This is a genomic window from Pseudoalteromonas sp. Scap03 (assembly GCF_013393115.1).
GTDB lineage: Bacteria > Pseudomonadota > Gammaproteobacteria > Enterobacterales > Alteromonadaceae > Pseudoalteromonas.
This window is the reverse complement of sequence record NZ_VDEU01000002.1, coordinates 536,324-562,687: the sequence shown is the minus strand read 5'-3', so window position 1 is coordinate 562,687 and position 26,364 is coordinate 536,324. Positions and strand designations below refer to the sequence as shown.

Genomic DNA, 26,364 nt, shown 5'->3' with positions numbered 1-26,364 from the left:
TTGGAGAATAATTATGCATACCACTACATTTGATTACATTGTTGTTGGCGCAGGCAGTGCAGGCTGCGTTATTGCATCGCGATTATCTGAAAATAAAAATGTGAGTGTGTGCTTAATTGAAGCGGGCGGCAGTGATAAAGGTGCAATGGTTCAAATGCCTGCAGGGGTTGCTGCTAGTGTGCCTTATGGCATTAATAGCTGGCATTACAATACGGTACCTCAAAAAGAACTTAATAACCGCTGCGGATTTATGCCTCGTGGCAAAGTGCTTGGCGGTTCAAGCTCCATTAATGCTATGGTTTATATTCGGGGTAATAAGCACGACTATAATAGTTGGGCTGCACTGTGCAATGAGGGCTGGGATTATGAGAGTTTATTGCCTTATTTCATTAAGGCTGAAAATAATAAAACCTTTACTGAAAGTGATGTACACGGGGTTAATGGCCCTTTACATGTGCAGGATTTAAGCCTGCCAAGCCCTGTAAATCAGCTGTTTTTAAACGCCTGCGAACAACAAGGTGTACCGCACAATGGCGATATAAACGCAGGGCAGCAAGTGGGAGCCAGGTTATCGCAAGTGACTCAATATCAAGGGGAGCGTTGTAGCGCGGCAAAAGCGTATATAACCCCCCATTTAAATCGAAAAAACCTAACTGTGCTTAGCAAAGTACACGTTAATAAAGTACTTTTTTGCGATAAAACCGCAACCGGAGTCTCTGTTTCTATAAACAATAAGGCCGTTGTATTGCATGCAAAAAAAGAGGTGGTTTTAAGCGCTGGCGCAATTAACTCACCGCAAATTTTAATGCTATCGGGAGTTGGCCCTAAAGAGCAACTAAAGCAGCATAATATTGAAATAGTAAACGAGCTTTCTGGTGTTGGAGAGAACCTTCATGACCACTTAACCGTTGTGCCATTGTATAAAGCTAAATACAGTAAAGGCACATTTGGTATAAGTGCGGGTGGGGCGTTTAATATTGCAAAAGGATGCGTTGATTGGTTTGTAAAACGTGAAGGGCAGCTTACTAGTAATTTTGCAGAATCACATGCCTTTATAAAGCTATTTTCCGATTCAAAAGTACCCGACGTACAGCTTGAATTTGTAATTGGGCTGGTGGATGACCATAGCCGTAAACTGCACCTAGGCCATGGTTATAGTATTCACTGTAGTATTATGCAACCTAAAAGCCGTGGCATGATTCGATTAGCCGATGCTAACCCCTTGAGTGCTCCACTTATTGATCCTAATTATTTAAGCCACCCCGATGATTTAAACGTGATGTTAGCGGGGCTTAAAAAAACACTGCAGATTATGCAAAGTGAAGCATTTGATGTAATTAGAGGTAATATGGTTTACCCGCTAGATATTAACAATAATGAGCAGCTTATTGAGTATATTAGGCAAACGGCCGAGACTGAATATCACCCTGTAGGCACTTGTAAAATGGGGCAAGATGCCATGGCGGTAGTGAATAGCCAACTACAAGTACATGGCGTGAAAAATTTGCGTGTGGTTGATGCCTCAATTATGCCGCATATAATTACCGGCAACACCAATGCCGGTGTGATAGCCATTGCCGAAAAAGCAGCTGACTTAATTAAGCTAGCTTGACTTATAAAACGCTGTTAACCATTGCTGCCAGTCTTGCTCTAGTTTGATCATTTGCAGGTGTTTTTTAGCAGCAAAATGCTTGCTTTTATCCTCGTCAGCTAAAAACGGCCCTACACGACATAGCGAGCAATAATTATCGGATAAGTAAGCAGGCAAAGTTAACAAGCTAGCTAGTTCAGGTAAGGGTTTTTCACTAAATACATAGGTAATGCCGCTGGTGTCTTTAACGTGTTTATCACGGTCAACATTGCGAATTTTATAACCATTAAAGAGACTAATATCAAATGGCATTTGTCCCTGATATTGTGCGTTTAAATGGGTATTTAAACTGCCTTCAATATTCCATTCTCGATAAGGTTTAACATCTTTTGAAGTGATGAAACATAGCCCTGCACCTTGTGTATTTAAAGCAAACTCATTGGCGTATTTTATAAATTGATGCAGTAATGCGCGGTTAAGTACGTTCATGCTGGTATGGCGTGTATTGTGTTCAAATGCATCGCGACCAACAAACGCAGGAATAAGCGGAAATTGAAAAATAACCACATCAAAACTATGTAAATGCTGGCCGAGCGTTTGCCAACATTGTGGGTTGGTTACATCAAAGCTATTAAGTACTTCTACCTTTTGCGACTTTAAAGCATTGAGCGCATTGTCTGGGTACTTTTGCTCAATAGTTGATTGGTCGTCGTAAGTGGATGCCACTAACTTTTTTGGCTTAATATGACGATAAAGCGCATTTGAAAACGATAAATCGCCATCACCTACCGTAAGTATGTTCCAGTTTGGATTTAAATACATATTAGCGTGAAGATGTGTTTGGTTTTTCGGGCTCATCATTTTGCTGAGGTGCTTGATGCAACCTGTACATAGCTAAACGTGTTTTTAAACCCTCAATAGCAACCTGTTTTAAAATTAGGTTAAAGGTAATCAAAATAGCAAAAACAATGTGGATAGGACCATGGGTAAATCCTGCGTCAGGATCAAATATAGATAAGCCAAACAATACAAACAACACAACCATTAGTATTTCAATGAGTTGATTTGAATAAAAAGAAAGACGACCTTCGCTTTTATGATCTTTTTTTATGCTAATGGCACAAAAAAAAGGGATCACTTTTATTTTAAAAGCGGCGTTTTTTTCTACAAAATTCTCACCAAGGTCAGTAAGCTGTTGGCGCAATTGGTCTATCATGGGGTGTCCTCTCAATACAGTGCGCGGATGTTACCCTATTACAGACCAATGGTTAAGTAATGGCGTGTTATTTAGGGTAAATACTCATACCAATAATTAAGATATGACACACAAACACCACAGATGTAAGCACAAAGCGCATTTTTTGGTAATCTTTGTGGTAACTCTGCCAATGAATCGACGCTTTTTCGAAAATCAGTACTAACCAAAAGCTCGCGCCTAACCAAGCAAGCATCCACTCAATCGGCAAAAATGATAAAAACGGTATAGGAATTACCGGCAGCACAGCTTTAATGGCATCGGCAAAGCTTTGTTGCCCTGCATGCCATAAATTACCTGCCATAAACGCTAAAATAGCGATGCTGTAAAAACTAAAAAACTCTAAATTAACACTGTTACTGCCAAACATAAGTGGCCAACCCACACAGCCTAAAAACGGCAGCAAGCCCAAATAGCCTAGTTGAATGTGATTAACAAATTTTTCCATGGGTAAGCGCCTTAATCGAGTAGGTATTTCAACACTGCTAGTGTAACAAGGATAGATAGAGTTATCTTATAAAATTTATACAATGATTAAACGACCATGTTATTTATGACGATCACTCATTTTAATTAAAATAGTGTTTTTGGAAGCGCTAAGTTAGTGATTATTCGATTATTACCTATACTGATTGTGGGAATCACTAAATGGATGATTAGTATGGCTAACAATGTCACTCGACGTAAATTTTTAAGTACGCTAGCGGTCGGTGCTGCGACCTCTGCTGTCGCATTTAAAGCGCCGTATGTGTTTGCAAAAAAACCGGTTACGCTTAGAGTCATGGGAACGCATGTAACTTTACAAGAAGAGCTTAGAGTCCGCGCCATGCAAGAGCTCGGTATTAATATTGAATTTACCCCTATGGGGAGTGCGGCCGTTTTACAAAAAGCAGCAGCTGATCCCTCTTCATTTGATTTATATGAACAATGGTCTGACTCAATTAATATATTGTGGCAAGCCAATGCTATTCAACCAATTGAAGTAGAAAGACTAAAATATTGGCAGGAAATAAACCCACTAACCAAAACCGGTAAGTTAGTTCCCACAGCAAAATTGGGCGCAGGTGATGCGCCCAACAAAATTTTATATGTTCAACAAGATGGCTCACTTGGAAGCCAAGCAACTGATAAAATAAGTTTTATGCCTTATGTTCACAATGTGGATTCATTTGGCTATAACACTAATTTTATACCTAAGGGTGTGGCTTACGAGACTGAGTCATGGGGCTGGTTGCTTGAAGAGAGTAACAAAGGTCATGTAGGTTTGGTGAATGCCCCCACCATAGGTATTTTCGATGCCGCATTGGCAGCCCAGGCTCAAGGGCTGATGACATTTAATAATATTGCCAATATGAGTGTTGCAGAAATAGACAAACTGTTTGCAATTTTAATTAATAAAAAGCAAGCAGGGCATTTTTCTGGGTTTTGGACGTCGGTGCCACAATCGGTTGAGTTTATGCTTAAAAAGCGTGTGCACATACAAAGTATATTTTCTCCGGGGGTGACTGCATGTAGAGCCCAAGGTTTACCCGTTGTTAATGCATCTCCTAAAGAAGGGTATCGAGCATGGCATGGAGTGATGTGTCTCTCTGCTAATACGGTAGGGCATGTAAAAGACGCCGCTTATGAATACATGAACTGGTGGTTATCGGGCTGGCCTGGTGCATTTATTTCCAAGCAAGGTTATTACATTTCTAATCCAGAACGTAGTAAAGAAATAATTACCACCCCCGAATGGGATTATTGGTACGATGGCAAAGAAGCGACTCAACCACTAGCGGGTACCGATGGCAAAAATATAATTATGCCAGGGCAAATTCGCGATGGCGGCAGCTATGAAAAGCGCTTTTCTAATATTGCGGTGTGGAATACAGTGATGGATAACTACGATTACAGTTTAGATAAATGGTTTGAACTACTAAACGCATAAGGGAATTGAATGCTGAAACAGTTAATTGGTTCTTTATCTATTAAAGTATTATCTTCGTTGGCTATTTTTATTTTAATACAAATAATAGTTTACGTTGTTATTAATGAGCGAACCGACAAAATAGAGCAAGCCAGTAAAAATGTATTGAATATTAATGGGCTGTCAGTTGTTGTATTCGAAATTAACAAAGATATTTTACAGATTCAACGAGATATTTCGGTTTATGGTGTGTCGGGTAGCGAGGTTATTTTTGATAAAATAAAAAGCACTCAGCAAAGTATTCAAGCGCGGTTAATTGAAGCACAACAGCGAATTCAGCAACACAAGATTAAAAACTCATTAAACGCCATGCAATCATTGGTTTTAAATTATGGCAAAAGTATCGATAGTCTTAAAAAACGATATGATGAAAAGTCTAAAATTATTGAGCAACAGTTACCAAATACCTACGAATTAGCATTAACTACCTTAGCAAGCAGGGATGGAGAAACGGCCAGGCTGGGCAAGGACTTATTATTGTTTCAGCTAAAGGATCATTGGCATCATCTGTATCGCAATTCAGTCCTGTTTTTAACTCAACGCGATTACGCCAAACGTAGTCAAGTAAAACAGCGGCTACAATTAATTAAACAATTAACCAACAGTGGCGCTACAAACAAAATGATTGGCCACAACAAGGTCGAGCAACTAAATAGTTTAACAACTAAATTCGAGTCTTTATTTGCTGAGGCCATTCTAGCTAATAGAAACTATTTAACCTTAAGTAATATTGTTATTGCCGGTGATTCGGTTGAGTTTTCAGCACTTGCCAAAAAATTGCAAGAAGATGCATTGTTGTTGCTTAGTGATATTTCGAAAACCAGTCAAGAGAGCATTGATGCTGCGCAAACTGTTATTCAAGTGTCGTTATTTTTGTCTGTTACCTTATTTATTCTTTTCGCTTTATTTTTTCACTTTCATATTATTAAAGCGATTAACAGGCTCACAGTTAGTTTTAGATCATTTCTAAATGGTGATTTCTCAGCAAACATAGCTGATATTAACCGTGAAGACGAAATAGGGTTTTTAGCCCAAGCAGCAAATAAATTTAGAGTGCTAAACGAGCGCCTAGTTGAAGCAAAAAAAGCGGCCGAAGAAACATCCCGAATCAAATCTGAGTTTTTAGCTAATATGAGCCATGAAATACGCACTCCCATGAACGGTATTTTAGGCATGGTACAGCTAGTGAGTAATACAGAGCTTGATGCTAAACAAAAACGCATGATTGAGGTTATTAGCTCTTCAGGTAACAGTTTATTGGTTATTCTTAATGACATTCTTGATTTAAGTAAGCTTGATGCCGATAAAATGCTACTAGAAAATAGAGAGTTTAAATTAAGTGCTTTATTGTATGAGCTGGAACAAATTTTTAAATCGCAAGCCGACCATAAAAATATAGAGTTTAAAATAGTAAAAGAAAAAGTAGATTCTGTTGATTTGGTACAAGGCGACGAAACCCGTTTAAAACAAGTGCTAATGAACTTATTGGGGAATGCATTTAAGTTTACAGAGTGTGGAACAGTAACATTATCTGTTGCTCTAAAAGAGAAAAATTGCAGTGAAGTGATGTTACTATTTAGCGTTATCGATAGTGGTATAGGTATTTCACAACATAGTATAAAAACGTTATTTGATGCTTTTACCCAAGCTGACACTTCAACAACACGTCGTTTTGGTGGTACAGGGCTTGGATTAACTATCTCTAGTAAAATATTAAACTTAATGGGCAGTAATTTACAAGTAGAAAGTGAATTGGATAAGGGTTCGAGATTTTATTTTCAGTTAACGCTTAGTACTCCATCATCAAATGTGGCTGAAAAACAGCAAGCACAATTACCCGATGTAAATATTAAAAATAAAGATATACAAGTATTAATTGCCGAAGATAATCCGGTAAATCAAATCGTGCTAGAAAGCTTTTTAAAAGCAATGGGTATTAAACATATAACCATGGCAGATAATGGTGAAATAGCGCTTGAGCTATGTACTAAACAACAATTTGATTTAATTATGATAGATATTCAAATGCCGGTAATGGGCGGGCTTTTGGCAACTAAATATATTAGGGAACTAGCCAATTACCACGATGTGCCCATTATTGCCGTTACTGCAAACATCACTGAAAAAGACGAGCCTGAGTACGTGGCAGCGGGTATAACTAACACTATAAACAAGCCTATAGAATTCAATAGTTTAAAAGTTATAATTGACCAGTATAGCGAGTAAGAATAAATATCCTATGTGCTTTTATATTTTTTGGTGGTATTGGTTAGCAATACACTCAAAAATTAAAAGCGCCTTTAGGCGCTTTTAACTTTAATTAGCAATACATATTTTCAGTGGTTTATTCATTATTACCCACAAAATGCTAACTACTGGGTTGTATCTCTAAGTAGCTGTTAATGGTTGATTCGAGTTTTTTGTAGCTAGTTTGAATGAGCTCTAATTTATTCTTCATACTGCCCATGGCATTTTCACTGGCCATTACTTCTAATTCATCAAATAATTTATGCAAGTTAGCCGCACCTACATCACCCGATGAGCCTTTCAAGCCATGACTTAATTTTGATATTTGCGATAAATTATTGTTATTTATTGCATCCTCAAGTTCTTCTAGCTTAATTGGTGTACTCTGAAGGTATAATTCACATACTTTTATAAGAAGCTCTTCATTATTTAATAACCGAGATAGCGCGTTATCTTTATCCCAATCAGGTAAACTTTGACTATCCAAAGTATCAGAAACTGGTTTATTAATTTCGTTAAGCTGATTATTTTCCAATGGAGCTTCTTTTATAAAAGTTGAAGACAACCACTTTGTAGCCGTTGCAACTAATACCTCTGCAGAGATTGGTTTAGTGATGTAATCATTCATTCCTGCATCTAGGCATTTTTGTCTTTCACCCATCATTGCATTAGCAGTCATAGCGACTATGGGAATATCAATATTTTGAGGCGCTGCTTCACCAGCTCTTATTTGTTTTGCTGCATCATAACCATTCAATATAGGCATTTGGCAGTCCATAAATACACAGTGGTATTGATGATTATTGGCCACCGAGTTAACAAGTTTTTCTACTGCTTGTTGGCCATTTGACGCGGTATCTATCTCTAAAGATAAACATGACAATATACCCGCGGCTACTTCTATATTTATTTCGTTATCATCAACGATAAGAACATGTGCCCCTTTAAAGTCAGAATTATCAGTTTTAACTGAGTCTGATTCACGGCGTTTGTTAATATTAATATTACTGCTACCAGCACTTATTTTATCTTCAAGGCTGCGTTCATCGGCGACTGTTTTTAAAAACTCTGAAATAAGTATTGGTTTAGAAAGTAAGCTGGCTTGCACGTGTCTTGTTTTAATTTGAGGATAACCGCGATTTGCTAATAAAATAACTTTAATTACATGATTATTAGCAATAGTTGGCCACATTTCATCTAAACGTTTTAACAATGTGTCGTCTTGTTCAATAAGTATAAAGTCAGGTAAAGACACGTTTTTTATATCATCTGAAACAAGAGATTGTTGTAATTGTTCAGCTGAAAAACTATTTCCAGAAAAAGCAGCTATTAAATTATTTATGCTGTCGGCTAACTCGTTATTTTTAGTCACAATAGCGAAGCTTTTGTTTTTTAATCGTGGGGCAAAACTATAATGAGTTGTATCAGCGTTGCTCAGTGTTAGTTTTATGTGAAAACTACTACCTAGAGACTTTTCTGACTCAAAGCTAATTTCTCCGCCTAGAAGGCTACAAAGCTGTCTGCATATAGAAAGCCCCAGCCCTGTTCCACCAAATTTAGATGCCACGCTTTTGTCTTCTTGGGAAAAGGCGGTAAATAATTTGTTCTGGTTTTCTTGTGCAATGCCCACACCGCTATCGGTAACTTTTACGTGAACGGTCACAGTATCATTGCTTGTTTGCTCGCAATAAGCGGTGACCTTTATAAACCCAGTTTCAGTAAATTTAATCGCATTATTTACTAAGTTAGTCAGGATTTGTGAAAAACGATGGGGGTCAGTTGTAATCGTTTTACATTTTAAATTCACAACATCTAAAACAAATTCGAGGCCTTTCTCCTGAGCTTTAACAGCCATACTGCCACAAACGCTTTCGATTAATTTTATTAAATTAAACTCTTTAAAGTTCAACTCAAGTTTACCGGCTTCTATTTTAGATAAATCCAAAATATCATTTATTAATACAGATAAAGCACTCACACTTACTTCGGTCATTTCTAAATAGTTTTTTTGTGTTTCACTTAATGGCTCTTTTTTTATTAAGTTTAAAGTACCCACTATGCCATTAAGTGGAGTACGCATTTCATGGCTTATATTAGAAATAAACGCGCTTTTTACTTCACTGGCTTGTTTGAGCTCTTTAGTGCGAATAGCTACTTTATTTTCAAGCTCATGATTTACTTTTATTATTTCATTCTCAATGGTGCGCTCTTTGGTTACATCTCTGGCTATTATTGCTATACCAATAAACATTCCAAATTGATCGATAATGGCTGATAAAGAGAGTGAAAAGTAGCGTTTAGTAGAGCCGTTACTGATACTAGCGTCTTGCTTAAATTGACGAGTACCACCAGTGAACTTTTCAATTATCTCGTTAAAATTTAGCTGATCTATTATTTTTAAATCATTAATTGATTTTCCAATAGCTTCTAATTCTCCAAGTTTAAACATCAGAGTTGCGGCGTTATTCCAACTAGAGACAATACCGTTATTGGTAATGCCAATTACCGCATCAGATGATCCGGTTATAATCGCCTCAGATTGTGCGCGCGCATTTGCAAGCTCTTGGCTTTTGCGAAGACTACGATTGAAAAATGCGAGAATGATAGTTAATACAATAACCAAAATAAGTAAAAAGGCGTAGAGCTTTGTTCTACGTTCCATTTCAATATTTTTTATATACTCAACAGGCGCTAAAACGTGGCTAGATAAAAAGTTTTGTTTTTCACCCAGCGCTAAAGTGATTTTTTTTCTTGCGGTGTAATAACTTGTTTGCGCATTGCTTTTTGGTTTTATAAGCGACAATGAGCTATTAGCAACGGGGTTAAAAGTGTAATTATTATTGATGCTAATATCACTATTTAGGTCTTTACCAAAGGTGAAATCTTTATTTGGGTGTGATAAAAAATAGCCGTTACTGTCAGTTAAAGCGAGTTGAAATGGTGTATTAATACTGTTTTTTAAAAGGGTTAATAAGTTGTTAGCATTCACGTTAATTATGATAAAGCCAAATCTATTTTGATTTTCATCAAAAATTGGCATAGACAGCCTCAACATCGGGCGATAAGGAAACTCTATTTTACCGTACTCTCTATTCAACGAAATTTCAGACATATATATTTCGCCATCAGAGAGGTTACTACTGGCCGTAAAGTACTCTTGCGCTCCTTTATTTTGGAGCCTATTTAAATCTATAACCTCTACTGCACCCTGAACGCGATCAACCCTTACCAGTTCTTGTCCTTTTTTGTTGGTACTGATGATTCTTAGCTGCTCGTAATCGGGGTTATTTTTTAAAAACGCTGCAAATATAATTTCAAGCCTAGTTTTCCATTGAGCATAGGTGGTGTTTTCTAGTGGGTCTACTCCTTTGTTATTTGATGCCCTAGCTAAACCTTTGATTGGAGGGGTTGCGTGTAAAAAACGAATATCTCGACGGTAGTTTTCAATAACCTCTTGCGTTTGTGAATTAATAGATTGGTTTTTGTCTATGATTTCATGCTCTACAAAGCTAAGTACTGAGCGCGATAAACTTGCTTCATTAATAATAATGGCTACAACAATTAAGGTCATTATGGCGGATAAAGAAATTGGGAATAAAAGGGTGTAATTACTTACCTGACGAATTATCCTTTTCTTAAGATTTATTGGCATCCACTACTCCAATTAAAGACCAGCCATTATTTAGCTACCCTAAACTTAGAGAGCTATAGGTAATTGATCAAGTTTTACTTTTAATAAAGAGTTTTGTTTTGTATTTATTTATCTCAAATTTAGAACTCTACAAACCCTTTTTGATTGACGCTAATAATATAATACTTAAGTATATATTTTAGGTAATTGGTGGAGGTTTGGGTTAACTAAGCTAGGCTTTATGTGCATTTGTTTAATTTTTTATGGGAAGTGATTGTGTTAACCACTGTAGATCAAAGCTTTGCGCAACGAGTACTTATTGTTGATGATGAACCCACTAGTTTAATGATTTTAGAGGGAGCTTTATCAGATATTGCAGAAGTTATATGTAGCGATACTGGTTTTGGCGCCATTGAAAAAGCACAGCAGTTCTTACCAGAAATTATTTTATTAGATATTGAATTACCTGATATTAGCGGGTTAGAAGTGTGTAAACGCTTAAAAAACGATCCCAAAACTAGTGGTGTAACAGTAATATTTATTACCTCCCATAATGAGAGTAAGTTTGAGCATTTGTCTTTAGAGTTGGGTGGGATTGACTATATACAAAAGCCCGTTGATCTTAAGGTATGCCGCTTGCGCGTTGGCAATCATCTAAAACTAAAAACACAAGAGCAACAACTAAAACATTCACAGCGTTTACTTGCTATTGAATCAGAAAGATTGCGCGTAACGCTCAACTCGATTGGCGACGCAGTTATAGCAACAGACAAAGACGAAAAAATAACGTTTATGAACCCGATTGCAGAAATGATGACCGGTTGGGTAATGCATGAAGCAGTTGGTAATCATATTTCAGAGGTTATGCAACTACGGGATGCAACCACAAAGCACAAAAGCCTTAATCCAATTTCTATTGCTTTAAAAGAGCAGCGAAGAGTAGCTATGGCGCTTAATTGCCAATTAACGAGCTTAAATGGCAGAATTCATCGGGTTGAGGATTCTGCTTCCCCCATCAGAGATGAAAAGGGGAATATTATTGGCGCGATTATAGTTTTTCATGATGTGAGCGAGTCGATTGCGATGGCTGTTAAGATGAGCCATTTAGCAAACCATGACCAATTAACCGATTTACCCAATCGAATTTTATTACATGATCGCGTTGCGCATGCTTGTCAGGTATCTGTGCGTAATGGTTTTTTAGTGGCGTTAATGTTAATTGATATTGATCATTTTAAATATTTAAATGATACAGAGGGACACCATATTGGCGACCAAATCATAAAACTGGTTGCTAAACGACTTGAATCTATTGTTGATTTAAATACGACCTTGGCCCGTGTTGGCGGGGATGAATTTGTATTGTTGCTCCCAGGTATTAAATCGCCGTGTCATGTTGATGCTGTTGCATCTGATATTTTGTATGCAATGCATCAACCTTTTCGTGTTGATGGAAGAGAGTTTAATTTAACTATAAGCGTGGGAATTAGTATTAATCCAACGGATTCTGATTCTGCCGAATTAATGATGTCGCATGCTGATGCAGCAATGTATAAAGCCAAAGAGCATGGTAGAGATAGATTTTGTTATTTTTCAGATGACTTAGAACATGAGTTTCATCAACGTCAAAATATAGATAAGCTTTTGAGAAATGCACTTGAAAAAGACACGTTGGAAGTTCACTTTCAGCCCAAGCTTAGTTTAAAAAATAAATTAATCATAGGTGCTGAGGCGTTAGTGAGGTTAAGAGATGAGGAAGACGGTTTTATATCGCCGTTACACTTTATTCCATTAGCTGAAGAGACTGGTTTAATTAATAAGTTGGGTCATAGCGTTTTAAAACAAAGCTGCAGAGCGGCTAAACGCTGGCTAGATAAAGGCCATCCAATTAAAGTTGCTGTTAATGTTGCTGCTAAACAATTTACAGATCCTAAATTTATAGAAAGCGTAGCACAAGTACTTGAGGATACTGAGCTTCCTAGTGGTTATCTTGAATTAGAAGTGACAGAAAGCGCTTTAATGAGTGATTTTGATGAAACAAGTAGGATATTAAACGGGCTTTCAAACCTTGGTTTGAGCATAGCGATAGATGACTTTGGAACGGGCTATTCGAGTTTATCGTATTTAAAGTTATTTCCTGTTGATGTATTAAAGATTGACCAGTCATTTGTTAAAGATATGGTTGATGATAAGCAAAGCCTAGATATTGTGAAAGCAATCACCCATTTAGCACACTCACTTAATTTAAAGATTGTTGGTGAAGGCATTGAAACTCAAGCACAGCTCGATACACTTATTTCGCTTGAGTGTGAAGAAGGGCAAGGATTTTTGTTTAGCAAAGCTTTACCTGAAAATGAATTTGAAAATCTCATTTTCTGATGGCTACCTTTAGTGCTCAGTGTAACTAGTATTTTTAATTTTAAGATAGCTTGCATTCAATTATTGTGGCTTATTAGCTTGAGTAATCTTAAAAAGCGATTATTTCAATCTAAACAATCAATTTTATTTAATTTCTCAATGGCCTTATTGTATTAATCAAGCCAACGCACAAGGCGTTAACTTTTTTAAATACACTAAACATAAATGAGGAATACTATGAGCACTTCATTGATTAACACAAAATTACAACCTTTCAATGCAACAGCTTACCACAATGGTGACTTTGTAGAACTCACTGAAAAAGACGTATTAGGTAAGTGGTCTATCTTTTTCTTTTACCCAGCAGATTTCACATTTGTATGCCCAACTGAATTAGGTGACCTTGCAGATCATTATGCACAGCTACAAGAAATGGGCGTAGAGGTTTACTCGGTATCAACAGATACGCACTTTACGCACAAAGCTTGGCATGACACGTCAGACACTATCGGTAAAATTACTTACCCAATGATTGGCGACCCAACAGGACGCATTACACGTAACTTTGGTGTAATGATTGAAGATGATGGTTTAGCACTTCGCGGTACATTTGTAATGAACCCAGAGGGTGAAATCAAAGTTGTTGAAACGCATGATTTAGGTATTGGTCGAAGTGCTAAAGAACTTGTTCGTAAAGTACAAGCCGCACAATACATTGCCACTCATGACGGTGAAGTATGTCCTGCATCTTGGCAGCCAGGTGAAGACACATTAGCACCTTCACTAGACCTAGTTGGTAAGATTTAAACCTTACCTTCACTAAACTTAGAGTAGTACATAACTCTAATACCAGTGAGCCTACTTGGCTCACTGGGCACTCTCCCGCGCCATCACTCTTTTCTAAAATTCGCACATGCACTGATGGCATGGGGGTTCTGCTGTTTTATTTTTCCTTAAGGGGCTAAGCCATGTTAGACAACAACATAAAGAACCAATTAAAAAGCCATTTTGAATCGCTGACTCAGCCTGTTGAGCTGCTTATCGCCTTGGATGACAGCAAAAAATCAACAGAAGTAGAAAGTTTAGCGAATGATTTAGCATCACTAAGCGATAAGTTTAGTGTGAGTAACAATCCAGATACTTCGGCACGCAGACCTTCAATGGTGGTGCATTCGCCACAAAAAAACACCCATATTACCTTTGCAGGGGTACCTATGGGTCATGAATTTACTAGTTTAGTGTTAGCGCTATTACATACGGGTGGTCACCCTAGTAAAGCAAGCAAAGATGACATTGAACAAATACAAACACTTGAGCAAACACTCAATTTTGAAGTGTATATTAGTTTGAGCTGCCAAACCTGCCCGCAAGTGGTTCAAGCGCTCAATACAATGGCTGCTACAAATAGCAATATCAAAGCCACCATGATTGATGGTGCTCTGTTTCAAGATGAAGTAGAGCAACGAAATATATTGGCTGTACCCGCTGTGTACTTAAACGGAGAACCTTTTAGCCAAGGGGCAATGAGCCTAACCGATATTTTAAATAAAGTTGATAGCAAAGGTGCACAGCGCCAAGCCAAAGCATTGAATGAAAAATCAGTGTTTGATGTTCTTGTCGTCGGTGGTGGGCCAGCAGGTGCTTCGGCAGCTATTTATTCTGCACGTAAAGGGCTAAATACGGGGGTGGTTGCCGATCGATTTGGTGGCCAAGTAGCTGACACATTGGCCATTGAAAACTTTATTTCGGTAAAAGCAACCGAAGGGCCAAAAATGGTGGCTCAGCTTGAAGAGCACGTTAAAGAATATGATGTTGATGTAATGCACAACCAACGCGCTGCAAATCTGCAAAAAGGCAGTAATGGCTATGATATTACTTTAGAAAATGGCGCTGTATTACAAGCTAAATCACTTGTGCTAGCAACCGGTGCACGCTGGCGTGAAATGAACGTACCTGGCGAGCAGCAATATAAAGGCCATGGCGTTGCATACTGCCCGCATTGCGATGGACCATTATTTAAAGGCAAACCTGTTGCTGTAATAGGTGGCGGTAACTCAGGTATTGAAGCGGCTATTGATTTAGCCAACATTGTTGAGCATGTAACGGTGCTTGAATTTGCCGATACGTTACGTGCTGACGAAGTGCTTATTCGTAAAGCTAATAGCTTAAAAAACATTACTATTATTAAAAATGCACAAACTACTGAAGTACTCGGTGATGGTAACAAAGTTATAGGCCTGAATTATACCGATCGTGTTTCTGGAGAAAGTAAGGAGCTAGCTTTAGCCGGTATATTTGTACAAATTGGTTTGATACCAAACACCGAATGGTTAAAAGAGAGTGACCTTGAGCTTAGTCAATTTGGTGAAATACTCATTGATGCAAAAGGTGCAACGTCGTTACCGGGTATATACGGTGCGGGCGATGCGACCAATACGCCATTTAAGCAAATTATTATTGCTATGGGCGCCGGAGCAACTGCTAGCTTAGGAGCTTTTGACTATTTAATTCGCCAAACACCCGATGCAGAGCAAAATGCTGCTTAATAGTGTTTTAGCGTAAGCCTCTTGATAAAACAGCTCTCACCCATAGCTGTTTGTTCACCCAAGCCGCCCTCTCCAAAGGCGGCTTTTTTGTGTGCTATTTAAGTCGGGTAAGGCCTACTAAAATACAAACTGCGCCACCAATAAAGCCAAGCCATGCTTCTGCTGGGGTTTCGCCATTGAATGCACGAGTAACTTGTGAAGCTGCAGAATCGTAAACATCATAACCCCACATACCAAGTGCTACGCCAATAACAATAAGTACAATACCAATGATTTTATTTGTCATAATGATCCTTTGTGTTTTTAGTGCTAGTTAATCTGGGCGACACTCGTTGTTATAATGTGGCTACGCCCAGTCTTTTTAGTGTATTTGTAATTGCTTCTTCTATCGCTGGCAGTTTAAACGGTTTGGCTATAAACATATCCATGCCTGCTTGCTTACAGTTTAGTTTATCTTGTGAGGATGCATTAGCAGTTAACGCCACAATATAAGTTTCTTGCGAGTCACAGATACCTTGTGCCTTTAGTTGCTTGGTGGCTTCAAAACCATCCATGATAGGCATAATGCAATCCATAAAAATAAGGTCAAAATGCTTTTGTTTGCATTTTAACAGGGCATCTTGGCCGTCAATAGCAAAGTCTGATTTTATATTAAATTTATCCAGTGCAGATTCTAATACCAGGCGATTTATTTCGTTATCATCAACCACCAAAACCGAGAGCTGATTACTATGGTTATTAATAAATTTAAGGCTAGGTTTTTGTGTTTGTTGTTTACCAAGCTCAATTGGGATAGTTAAGGTAAAACACGTGCCCACGTTAACCTCACTGGTTACCTCAATTTTACCATTCATAAAACCAACGAGCTCTTTAACTATGGCTAAGCCTAACCCGGTGCCACCTTTATTGTTGTTAGCATCAACCTCTTGGGTAAAGGGCTTAAATAATGAGTTTAAATATGCTTTACTCATGCCGCGACCCGTGTCGGTTATTTTAATTGTAAGTAAAGGGCGCTTTGTATTTAATGCTAACTGTGAATCGAGAGAAACAGAACCATGCTCTGTAAATTTTAATGCGTTACTCAGTAAATTAGAGATAATTTGGCTTAATCGAGAAGTGTCGCAGTATACCCAAACATCATTAGGAATGAGGTTAGTGGCTCGTAGTTCAATGTTTTTATTGCTAAACAATACCGAATACAAAGAAACCAAATCGGTAAATACCGTTTTAAGTAGGGAGTGATGAGGCTCCAGTTTTAATTCACCATGATTTATTTTTGAAAAATCGAGTACTTCATTAATAATATTCAATAAAATATCAGCACTTCGAAGGGCGACTTTAATTTTTTCCGCCCGCTTGTCATAATCGTGTTCATCTATGAGTGTCGCTAACATACCCGTAATGCCATTTAGCGGAGTGCGTAGCTCATGACTGATTTTTGCAAACAGCATACTTCTATCTTTGAGTAATTGTTCAGCGAGCGCTTTTTTTTGTTTTAACTCTTCGCGTAACTTTACGGCTTCAGTTATATCTTGAAAAGTACCAAATAACCGCACACATTGGCCGTTGTTAAACTCGGCCTCACCAAAGGTAGAAACCCAAATGTTTTGTTGTTTAGCGGTAATTATTTCCAGCTCTAAATGCCATTTTTCACCCTTAGATACCGCATTTTCTACCGCTTTATTAATACTATTGCGGCTTTTTCCTGCTTTATAAAACTCGATAGCGGTATTCATATCAGGAGTAAAGCCTTCTTCGGCTTGATGAATGCGCCGAGTTTGTTGGCTCCAAAAAATAGTATTTTCTATTAAGTCGACTTCCCATGTACCTATATTTGCCACGCTTTCAAGCTTTAATAAAGTGTCACTATTTTTAGTGAGATTGGCTTTATCCTGATTGCGCGCAAATTCCGAGCCTAACCACTGCGCTAATAATTCAATATAATCATAGGCTTCATCGCTAAAAGGAGCGCATTCTTGAGCTGATGAAAAGTTAACGGTACCAAACACGTCTGTGCCTATTCGTATAGGCGCACCAATGTACGCTTCTAATTGGAAGTTAATGTAGCATGGATGATTTGCAATACTACTTTGCGACGCATTATGAAATGCGAGTGCAGAGTTGGCCGACAAGGTATGCGTGCAATAGGTGCCGTTTAACTCAAACTCAGTGCCAATAGCAAGAGAATTGTCAGGGGTGATGGCATGTAAAACAATGTAAGAATCATTTTTTACACGGCTGATAATAGCTAAGTCGAGTTGAAAAACATCGAGCCCAAAAGCAAGTAAGTCTGCAATTTTTTGATCAAAGCTTAGCTGCTGATCTGAGACTATATTATGAAAGCATCGAAGAAAATTCACAAAAACCCTTAATTTATTTGGTGTGTACACAAAATTTAATGCAAAAAACACGCCTAAATTTAATCTGTTTTTTGCAATACGATGGCGAACACATCGTTCTTTATTACATTACCCCGTTGGTTTAAAAATTAATAGCTGGAGTAAGCTGTAAATTCAAAGGTTATATCAATGTATACTTCTTATAGGTTGATTTTATAGCTTATGATCATTCCTTAGCAAATCGAGAGTTATTCAAGTAGGTTTTAGCTTCACTTATGCCCATTTGATAGCCTGAATTGAGTATAGCCCGATTTTTAGTGGTGCGACCGACTTTAAACCCCATTGGAGGTGCGATAATATTTACTTTACAATCAGGTGGAGCATTATGCAAAAAATCAATACTGTCATTATAGTTTTTAGAACGCTGAATAGTGGCCTGTGCAAGTGCAGGAGTATCTTTATAGAGTTGTTTAGTTAACCACGGTACTTTGTTATCTTTTTTACGATAGCCTAAAGGTTGAGAAAGGATAACCGTTATTTCTGATGCCCCCATTTCATAAGCTTTTTTTACCGGAATAGAGTCGGCAACGCCACCATCGGTCATGGCCATGCCATTTATTTTTGGATAATCCCGATAAGCTATGGGTATAGCGCAAGAGGCTTTTAATTGCTCTACCATTTCGCTGCCTGTTGCTTGTAAATAATGAGCTTGCCCAGACTCGATTGCCGTTGCAACAATATAAAAGTCGTGAGGGGATTGAGAGAATTCGTCGGTATTTAAAGGAATTTCACGTATGGTCTCTTGCCAAAGCCAGTCCAAATCAAACAAATGGCCGCCTTTAACAAATCGGGAAAGGTTAATAAATTCAGGCCTACAGGAATAATCAGTAATCACTTTGTAGTTTCGAGTTGCTTGCTTACATAGATAAGCCGCGACGTTCGTTGCTCCAGCAGATACACCAAAATAGCTGGTAAAAGGTTGATATTGTTGTGCTAAAAACTCATCTAGCACGCCAGCTGCAAAAATACCGCGCATGGCACCACCCTCTACCACTAATGTATGTTGGCTATTGCTCATGTTAACTTCCTTCCTTTGACAATACACTTATGCTACCAAGTGTGCTCAAACTGTGCGAGCAACTTTTTGCTTTGATTCGGGACTTGTTTTAATTATTAGTTAGGATAAGAAAATATCAAAGGTTGCAGGGAATAGAAGCGATAACTTGTTTTTAAAAATTAATATATACGTTATTCAAAAGAACATATTTGATCTCTGCCTGCTTTTTTAGCTTTGTATAAAGCAATGTCGGCATTTTTTATTATCGTTTGCATATTAGTATTAGCGTTTGGGTAAGTGGTAAAATACCCAAAGCTCATTGTGATATGAGGAGTAACAGAAGAAAATTCATGGGGAATATTTAACGCTTTAATTTTTTGCTGTATCAGTACAGTAAACTTTTGGCATTGTTCTTTATTAGAGGCCGGCAAAATAATTGTAAATTCTTCGCCTCCATACCGAGCTACTATATCACCCTCACGTTTACATACGCTTTTTAAAGCGCGCGCCACTTGTTTTAATGTGTCATCACCTTTTTGGTGACCATAGTTATCGTTATAGCGTTTAAAGAAATCGATGTCACACATAATCAAACTAATAGGCTGATTATGTCTTGCACAACGCTTAATTTCACTGTTGAGAGTGCTATCGAAAAAGCGACGGTTTGCAATATCAGTAAGTGCATCGGTATTCGCTAATTTATTGAGCTTAGTGTTGGCGTTAATTAATTGCTGTTGGGTTAACTGCAGCTTTTTTTTATAGTTAATATTCTTGAGGGCATTATTGATGATTTCACCTACGAGCTTTATTCTAATCAAATCAATTTTGCTCCAATTGCGCTTAGTTTTAACGCAATCACAGCCGATGAAGCCTACCAGTTCCTCATCGAAACGAAGGCCTATGCATAAAACCGACTGAATGCTTTGCTCTTTAAACTCTGCTTTTTCAGCGTCAGCTTTAGTAGGTAATAGCTCAATATCATTTACTTGAAATAGATGGTTCTCATTCATCACTTCAAAAAAATAGGGGAGTTCAACCTTTGGTATGTTTTGCAGTCTGTCTTTGCAAGCAACAATACCCTTATTAACCCATTCGTGAGTATTAGTGATAGTTTCATTGTCAGTGTTAAATTCAAATAAATAACTACGGTCAGCCTTTAATACGGTGCCAATGGCTTTGAGGGCAAAGTTAATTTGTTGGTCTATATTATCGTTTTGTATATCAATAAGTTTGGTAGAGATTTTAGAGATAATATGATCAAAGTTGTATTGCTCTGTGAGTGTATGATTTTGCTCTAAAGTGAGCATAGATATAGAGCCATCAATTATAGAATGATCAATATTTAACAGTTGTAAAGTGGATTCAGAATCTAATAAAACGGTTGTTATATTAGAAGAAAATAATTGCTCAATACTGACAACTTCATCATTACTAAAGTCGCGCAGCACAACATTGCTAAAAGCACCTTTTTTAACAGCACTTTCATCCTCTATTTTGAGTAACGTTTTGGCATGCTGATTTAATGTGTAGTTTTGGTTTTTATCATCATAAACAATCACGGCTAAATTAATAAGATTAAAAACCTGCCAAATTGTTTTGTCTGAGTCATGACTCACTGATTTCTCCGCAATTATACAGGCAGAACTCGCCAAATCTTTTAATTATTAATAATATATGTCTCTTTATATTTAGTACAGTTCTTTGCATTTTACTAAGTTTTTAGTGCGTTTAATTGGTCTTCGTATTACAATTGTGACTGTATATCATTTCGCACTTTCTAATTTGCTTTATTTCATTAGCTTACTTTGTTTTCAGTAAAGGCCTTTTATATTTCATGACAGAAATAACTACACATCACGCCTCCCGTCGCCGTCTATTAATTGCACTTGCAATTACCTGTTCGTTTATGGTGATTCAGCTTATAGGTGCTTATTATGCTAATTCACTGGCTGTTCTTGCTGATGCCGGTCACTTATTTGTTCATAACAGCTCACTATTTATAGCACTTATTGCCTCAAGCTTTGCTATTCATTTGGCTAAAACTTATAACGACGGCCATCAAAAAGCTGAATTAATCGGCGGTCTGATCAACGGCATTTTATATCTTACTATCAGTTTACTTATTTTATTTGAGGGAGCTGAGCGCTTTTTGGACCACAAAGGTGGACATGAGCTGATCATAAATAGTTATTTAATGTCGGTGATTGCAGCTATCGGTTTTTTATTTCATGGTGCGGCAGCGTGGGTATTATATAAAGGTCGTAAAGCCAGTATTAATGTGTATGCGGTATTTTTACATTCGTTTTTTGATTTAATCTCGACTGTTTCCACTTTTGTTGCCGGTGTTCTTATTTATATTACAGGCTGGAATGTGATTGATATTTTATCGAGTATGTTAATTGCATCATTTGTACTGTTTACGGGAATTAAGGTGATAATTAGTTGCATTAAAGGGCTACGCTCAAATAAAGCAAAGTTGCCAGAAGTCCAAGATATCGAAACAGAAATAACCAGTATGGAGCATGTTGCAAATGTGCATAACGTTACCGTTGTTCGTAAAAATAAAAAAGTGATAGTAGGTGCTCACGTAGTGTTAAAGCAACATTGCACTATAGAAAAGCATGATGAAGAATGTCGTTTAAAAGTAATCAAACTACTTGCAGATAAATTTAATGTTCGTAACAGTGTGCTACAAATCGAAAGCTATGAATGCAAGCACATCCATTAAAAAGTTTAACCTAAAAGCGACTTGGTTAAGTCGCTTTTAGGTTTAGATTAAATCAATAATCTTCTCAAAGCATGCAGGGCTCATTAAATCGCTGGCACTCATAGGGCGAGCAAAATAGTAACCCTGAAGTTTATAGCAACCTATGTTTGTTAAAAAGTCTAGTTGCTCCCGCGTCTCTACCCCTTCAGCAATACAATATAACTCTAAGTTTTCAGCAAGCGAGTAAATAGTTTTAATAATCGACTCGTCACCTTTGTCTGTGCCAATACTGTTAACAAAGCTTTGGTCAATTTTTATTACATTAATTGGAAATTGGCTCAAATAAGTGAGTGATGAATAGCCAGTACCAAAATCATCAAGAAATAGTTTAAACCCTGCAGCTTGAAGGCTTTTAAGTTGTTTTGCTGCTTTGTACTTATCTTCTAACAGCGTGTTTTCTGTGATTTCTAGGCGTATTTGCTGTGGTTTAATACTGGCTTTCTCAAGTATAGCGCTCAGTCGCTCGGTTATATTGGCCTTTAAAATATGTTTTGGTGATACATTTAACGAAATATAAAACAGTGGGTTTACGCTAAGGATAGGCGCAAGCTCTGTGATTGCACGTTGCAATGCTTGCTCAGTAAGCATATCAATTAGGCCAGTTTCTTCTGCCACCGGTATAAATAAAGCCGGAGAGATAAGTTTTCCTTGGTTTTCCCAACGCATCAATAACTCAACGCCACTTATTGTTTTATCTTTTGTATTAACCACGGGTTGGTAATGATTAAATAATTGGTTATCTTTTGCGGCATCTTTTAAGTCATTTTCAAGAATAAGTTTTTGTTTAATTTGCTCATTCATTTTTTCATTAAAAAACTGAAATCCATTTCGACCTGCTTGTTTTGCATGCATCATAGCGATATCTGCATTGCGGATCAAAGCATCAGTTGAGCATGCATCATGGGGATATAAGGCAATACCAATACTGGCAGATATATTAATAGAAAAGTCTTCAATAATAACTTTGCTTGCGAGCTCATTACTCATTTCGTTAAGCGTGTGTTGCAGAGAAGACATAGAAGTAATGTTCTCGATTAAGACTAAAAACTCATCACCACTTTGGCGTCCAAAAGTCGCGTGGTCACCTAGGTATAAGGCAACTCGTTCAGTAATGTTACACAGTAACTTGTCGCCTACTGCATGCCCAAACGAATCATTCACAGGTTTGAATTTATCTAAATCTATAAATATAACCGCACATTGCAAGTCGTTTTTAGCGGCCTTTGTGATGGCATTTTCAATTTTTTGATTCATTAAGCTACGATTAGGTAGCCCGGTTAACGCATCATAGTTGGCCAAATAACGTAACTCATTTTCAGCACGTTTTTGCTCGGTTAAGTCTGTAATTACAATTACATAATAACCAACTTTACCTTCTTCATTAGCGACTGCAGTGGCACTTATATGAATAGGGTGTTGCTGTGCTTTTGTAGTATTAACATAGGCATTTGTTCGCCAATTTTCTTTGGGTTGCAGTGCCTTTAACGTGGTTGCAAATTCTTTGCATTTAGTTTGACCAATCGCTTTTATAAATAGCTCAGTAGTAACAGCTCCCTCTTCACCATCATCAGAGAATACCTCCATAAAGCTATTATTAGCTGAGAAAGGTACAAGGTTTTCATCTAGAATAAGTAAAAAGTCATTGATCTGGCTAAAAGCTTCGCCAAGTATTTTAGCTTGCTGTTCGTTTGCTAACTGCTCGGTAATATTAGTAAAAATACCAGATACATATTCAGGCTTTTTGCTGTCTTGATTATAAATAATTTGCCCAAGGTCATGAAACCATAACCAATGACCATCTTTGTGCCGTAATCGGTAAGTCGCTTGCCAGTCTTGTGGTTGAGTTTGTTTTATAAATGCATCCCACTTACTTTGTATTCTGCGGCGCTCATCAGGATGCATAATATTAAAAAGTCTGCTTATATCAATACGTTTCGATATATTCTCGTAACCTAATTCAGTTCCTCTGGCTGTATTAACAGTATTGTCTATAAAACTGTAGTTCCAAACGCCACTCTTGTTACTCTTTAATGCTAATTCAGTTTGAGCTTTAGAGTGAATAGCTGCACGGTGGGCGCGTTCAATCGCCATTTTACGGCTACGGTATTGCCAAAAAAATAAAAACAGAATTATGGTCACTGCGAGGAAATAGCATGCGTAGGCAATAGGAGACTGCCAAGGAGCATATGCAACACTAAACTTAAGCACTACGGGCTCGCTGGTAATAACCCCATTTCGTTGTTGTGTGGACACTGATAGCTCATAATCACCTGGTTGTAATTTAGTAAAAAACACCTGATTAGATTTTAAGTCGTTATAACTTAAAGATGACGGACCATTCAGCTCTACTTTGTAGTAGGTTTTACCTATATTGTTATAATCAAAATTAGAAAATCTAACCGTCAACCCCATATCATCATGATTTAGTTTTAACGGTTCATTACGGTATTTTTCAGGCGAGTAGTTGAGCGTCTCTGAAAACAAATTAATATTTGTGATCGCTAATTTACTTTGGGTGTTTTTTTGGCCACTTTTAAATTGATAAGGGTCAAACTGCAGTACACCGCTACGATTACCGAACACGAGCTCATTATTTTGTAATTTTAGTGCAGCAATTGCAGTAAAGTGGTTGTTGCTTAAACCGTCTTTTATTGTATAGGTGGTTATGTTTAACGTATTTAAATTAAGTCGATATAGCCCATTATCGGAACTAACCCATAAAAAATCATTATCATCAGCAATAAGTTCGAAAATAGAGTTAGTGTTTAATGAATTGTTTTTATCAAAAGTATGAACTTGCTCGTAAGTTTTAGTGTTAACGGCAATTAAGCCCTCTTGTGTGGTTGCTAACCAAAGTAATTCACGTTTTGAATCTAAGTAATAGTTTTCTACGGTATGAAAAAGATTATTTTTTGCTGTTTTAGATTTAAAAATAGTAGTTAAAGTGCCCGTTGCTTCATTATATCGATAAAGCGAGTCAGATGTACTTAATAGCAATTCATCGGGGTAAGCTTTTGAAGGGGTATGAAATGCGTATGCCTGTAAAGGAGATATTTGCTCTTTTAGACCTTTTATAACTCTATTTTCACCAGAGTAACCGTCAAAAATATAGAAGTTATCATTATTAATATAAGCAAATGTATTGGGTGCTACCTGTGCAAGGCCAAATAAATAGTCAGTGTTTAGATTATGCTCGGTAATAAATTTGTTTTGTTCAAATGCGCCTGTTTCTTTGTTAAAAAGCTCAAGCCCAAAAAAAGTCACTAACCAAAGGTAGTTGTTGCCTATACTTTTGGCAGAGTAAATATCTCCGATAGCAGATAAACCATAAGCTGCTTTCTTATCTTTAGATTGTAAAAATAAATCACTCGTTTTTGTTTTTGAGTTATAACGAACAAGCCCGTCGTCAGTGCCTATCCAGAGCAGTTGCGGTGTATCTTGATATATAACATTTACAATATTATTTTCAGGTAGGGTGATTTTTTTGAATTTCTTTGTTTGTGCGGCCCATGTTAATACACCATGAGTTCTTGAACCAAGCCACAACAAACCAGATTCATCAAACATAATATCGTTGATTGTGTTTTCAGTAATGTTGTAGCTACTATCTTTAAAATTTAAAATATGAGTGAGCTCTGAGGTTGCTCTGTCAAACTCAAATAAACCACTTTCTGTAGCAATAAATTCGCCATAGGGTGTGTTTACATAATCCCAAATATTATAATCACTAATAAGTGTTGATAATGCTGTAGGATCTATATGTTTATTTTCATCAAAAGCAATCCGATACATTCCTTCAACCGTACCAACGAACAATCCAAGTTTCTCGTCTATAGATAGAAATTTTACGTTGTTACCATCATTAGTAACTTTTTTCGTGTCGTTAAGTTTTATTTGTTGGCGTTCGCTACTTTCAGAGTTATAAGTGTATAGGCCCTGATCGGAACCAATATATAAGGTGTTTTGGTAAAGTGACAACGCACGGATAAACATATTTTCATTGGGCAAAGATATGACAAGAGATAACTTTTTTGTTTTTTTATCAAACCGATATACGTGCGCATCAATAGAAAAATAAAAATGTGTAAGTTGCTCAGCAACTGCAACAACCGGAGAGTATTTTTCTTCATTTTGATTCAAATGACCTGAATATATTTGTTCAGCATTTAATGTGTTTGGGTCAATTAAATAACTTCCAGCGAGCTGTGTGCTAACTAATAATTTACCGTTATTAGCTTTGTAGATATTAACTATATAATTATTTTTTAAACCTGTAGGGCTTTCGTAAAGGGTAACCTGGTAACCGTCGAACCGAAACAGGCCTTGTGTAGTGGCTACCCACACATAACCAATATCATCTTGTACAGATTTTACTACAAAGCTTTGCGAAAGTTGTTCATTGATAGAAATACGTTGTAGTTGTTCAGAGTAAGTTTGTGAAGCAAAGCTCTGTTGCATCCAAACTAATAAAAATATGTAAACAACGAAGAAAAACTTACTCAAAAGCACTTACCCTTTTTGGCCGACAAGGTTGGTATTTAGTATTGGTGTAATATAGCATGAGTTTAATTTAAAAATTACAAAAAGCACCATAGGTGTGAATT

The 26,364-nt window shown here is 37.2% G+C and carries 16 protein-coding genes; 7 read left to right on the top strand and 9 right to left on the bottom strand.

Annotated elements, in window-relative coordinates; genetic code table 11:
- The first annotated feature begins 13 nt into the window (after nucleotides 1–13).
- Entirely contained in the window at nucleotides 14–1,612 is a 1,599-nt protein-coding gene (locus FHG08_RS17845; protein ID WP_138621819.1) for a GMC family oxidoreductase, read from the top strand.
- Here FHG08_RS17845 and FHG08_RS17840 read toward each other — a convergent pair.
- The 3 genes from FHG08_RS17840 to FHG08_RS17830 all read right to left on the bottom strand — a co-directional run bounded on the left by FHG08_RS17840 (nucleotide 1,604) and on the right by FHG08_RS17830 (nucleotide 3,294).
- Nucleotides 1,604–2,413 (bottom strand): class I SAM-dependent methyltransferase, encoded by an 810-nt coding sequence (locus FHG08_RS17840; protein ID WP_138621919.1) that lies wholly within the window; start codon nucleotides 2,411–2,413, stop codon nucleotides 1,604–1,606. The genes FHG08_RS17845 and FHG08_RS17840 overlap by 9 nt on opposite strands.
- Nucleotide 2,414: 1 nt before the next feature.
- Nucleotides 2,415–2,807: a hypothetical protein gene (locus tag FHG08_RS17835; protein ID WP_010389232.1), complete on the bottom strand. Its 393-nt coding sequence runs from the start codon at nucleotides 2,805–2,807 to the stop codon at nucleotides 2,415–2,417.
- Between the two features lie 67 nt (nucleotides 2,808–2,874).
- Nucleotides 2,875–3,294 carry a DUF3429 domain-containing protein gene (locus FHG08_RS17830; protein WP_178957395.1) on the bottom strand — a complete coding sequence of 140 codons (420 nt, stop codon included), beginning with the start codon at nucleotides 3,292–3,294 and terminating at the stop codon, nucleotides 2,875–2,877.
- A 213-nt stretch (nucleotides 3,295–3,507) separates the two neighbouring features.
- On the opposite strand from FHG08_RS17830, the gene FHG08_RS17825 reads away from it, so the two are divergent.
- The gene (locus FHG08_RS17825) at nucleotides 3,508–4,776 is read left to right on the top strand and encodes a PotD/PotF family extracellular solute-binding protein (protein ID WP_010389226.1); all 1,269 of its coding nucleotides are present in this window, start codon (nucleotides 3,508–3,510) and stop codon (nucleotides 4,774–4,776) included.
- 9 nt (nucleotides 4,777–4,785) lie between these two features.
- Nucleotides 4,786–7,041, top strand: a complete 2,256-nt coding sequence (locus tag FHG08_RS17820) for an ATP-binding protein (RefSeq protein WP_178957393.1) — start codon at nucleotides 4,786–4,788, stop codon at nucleotides 7,039–7,041.
- A gap of 142 nt (nucleotides 7,042–7,183) precedes the next feature.
- Here FHG08_RS17820 and FHG08_RS17815 read toward each other — a convergent pair whose 3' ends face one another.
- The gene (locus FHG08_RS17815; protein ID WP_178957391.1) at nucleotides 7,184–10,714 is read right to left on the bottom strand and encodes an ATP-binding protein; all 3,531 of its coding nucleotides are present in this window, start codon (nucleotides 10,712–10,714) and stop codon (nucleotides 7,184–7,186) included.
- Between the two features lie 255 nt (nucleotides 10,715–10,969).
- On the opposite strand from FHG08_RS17815, the gene FHG08_RS17810 reads away from it, so the two are divergent.
- From FHG08_RS17810 to ahpF, 3 genes are all read left to right on the top strand, one after another.
- Nucleotides 10,970–13,072 (top strand): EAL domain-containing protein, encoded by a 2,103-nt coding sequence (locus FHG08_RS17810; RefSeq protein ID WP_178957389.1) that lies wholly within the window; start codon nucleotides 10,970–10,972, stop codon nucleotides 13,070–13,072.
- Between the two features lie 216 nt (nucleotides 13,073–13,288).
- Nucleotides 13,289–13,858: an alkyl hydroperoxide reductase subunit C gene (gene ahpC, locus FHG08_RS17805; protein ID WP_008115650.1), complete on the top strand. Its 570-nt coding sequence runs from the start codon at nucleotides 13,289–13,291 to the stop codon at nucleotides 13,856–13,858.
- A 161-nt stretch (nucleotides 13,859–14,019) separates the two neighbouring features.
- Nucleotides 14,020–15,597, top strand: a complete 1,578-nt coding sequence (ahpF, locus tag FHG08_RS17800; protein WP_138621831.1) for an alkyl hydroperoxide reductase subunit F — start codon at nucleotides 14,020–14,022, stop codon at nucleotides 15,595–15,597.
- 94 nt (nucleotides 15,598–15,691) lie between these two features.
- On the opposite strand, the gene FHG08_RS17795 is transcribed toward ahpF, so the two are convergent.
- From FHG08_RS17795 to FHG08_RS19280, 4 genes are all read right to left on the bottom strand, one after another.
- Nucleotides 15,692–15,883 (bottom strand): DUF3185 family protein, encoded by a 192-nt coding sequence (locus FHG08_RS17795; protein WP_138621833.1) that lies wholly within the window; start codon nucleotides 15,881–15,883, stop codon nucleotides 15,692–15,694.
- A gap of 49 nt (nucleotides 15,884–15,932) precedes the next feature.
- A complete protein-coding gene (locus FHG08_RS17790) occupies nucleotides 15,933–17,957 on the bottom strand; it encodes an ATP-binding protein (RefSeq protein ID WP_138621835.1) in 2,025 nt (674 codons plus the stop codon).
- 205 nt (nucleotides 17,958–18,162) lie between these two features.
- A complete protein-coding gene (locus FHG08_RS17785) occupies nucleotides 18,163–19,014 on the bottom strand; it encodes a patatin family protein (RefSeq protein ID WP_138621837.1) in 852 nt (283 codons plus the stop codon).
- 170 nt (nucleotides 19,015–19,184) lie between these two features.
- A complete protein-coding gene (locus tag FHG08_RS19280) occupies nucleotides 19,185–20,609 on the bottom strand; it encodes a diguanylate cyclase domain-containing protein (protein ID WP_138621839.1) in 1,425 nt (474 codons plus the stop codon).
- Between the two features lie 218 nt (nucleotides 20,610–20,827).
- Between FHG08_RS19280 and FHG08_RS17775 the strand changes: the two genes are divergently transcribed.
- A complete protein-coding gene (locus tag FHG08_RS17775) occupies nucleotides 20,828–21,721 on the top strand; it encodes a cation diffusion facilitator family transporter (RefSeq protein WP_138606760.1) in 894 nt (297 codons plus the stop codon).
- A 42-nt stretch (nucleotides 21,722–21,763) separates the two neighbouring features.
- Here the strand turns inward: FHG08_RS17775 and FHG08_RS17770 are convergent, their stop codons facing one another.
- A complete protein-coding gene (locus FHG08_RS17770; protein ID WP_178957387.1) occupies nucleotides 21,764–26,263 on the bottom strand; it encodes an EAL domain-containing protein in 4,500 nt (1,499 codons plus the stop codon).
- Nucleotides 26,264–26,364 lie beyond the last annotated feature (101 nt).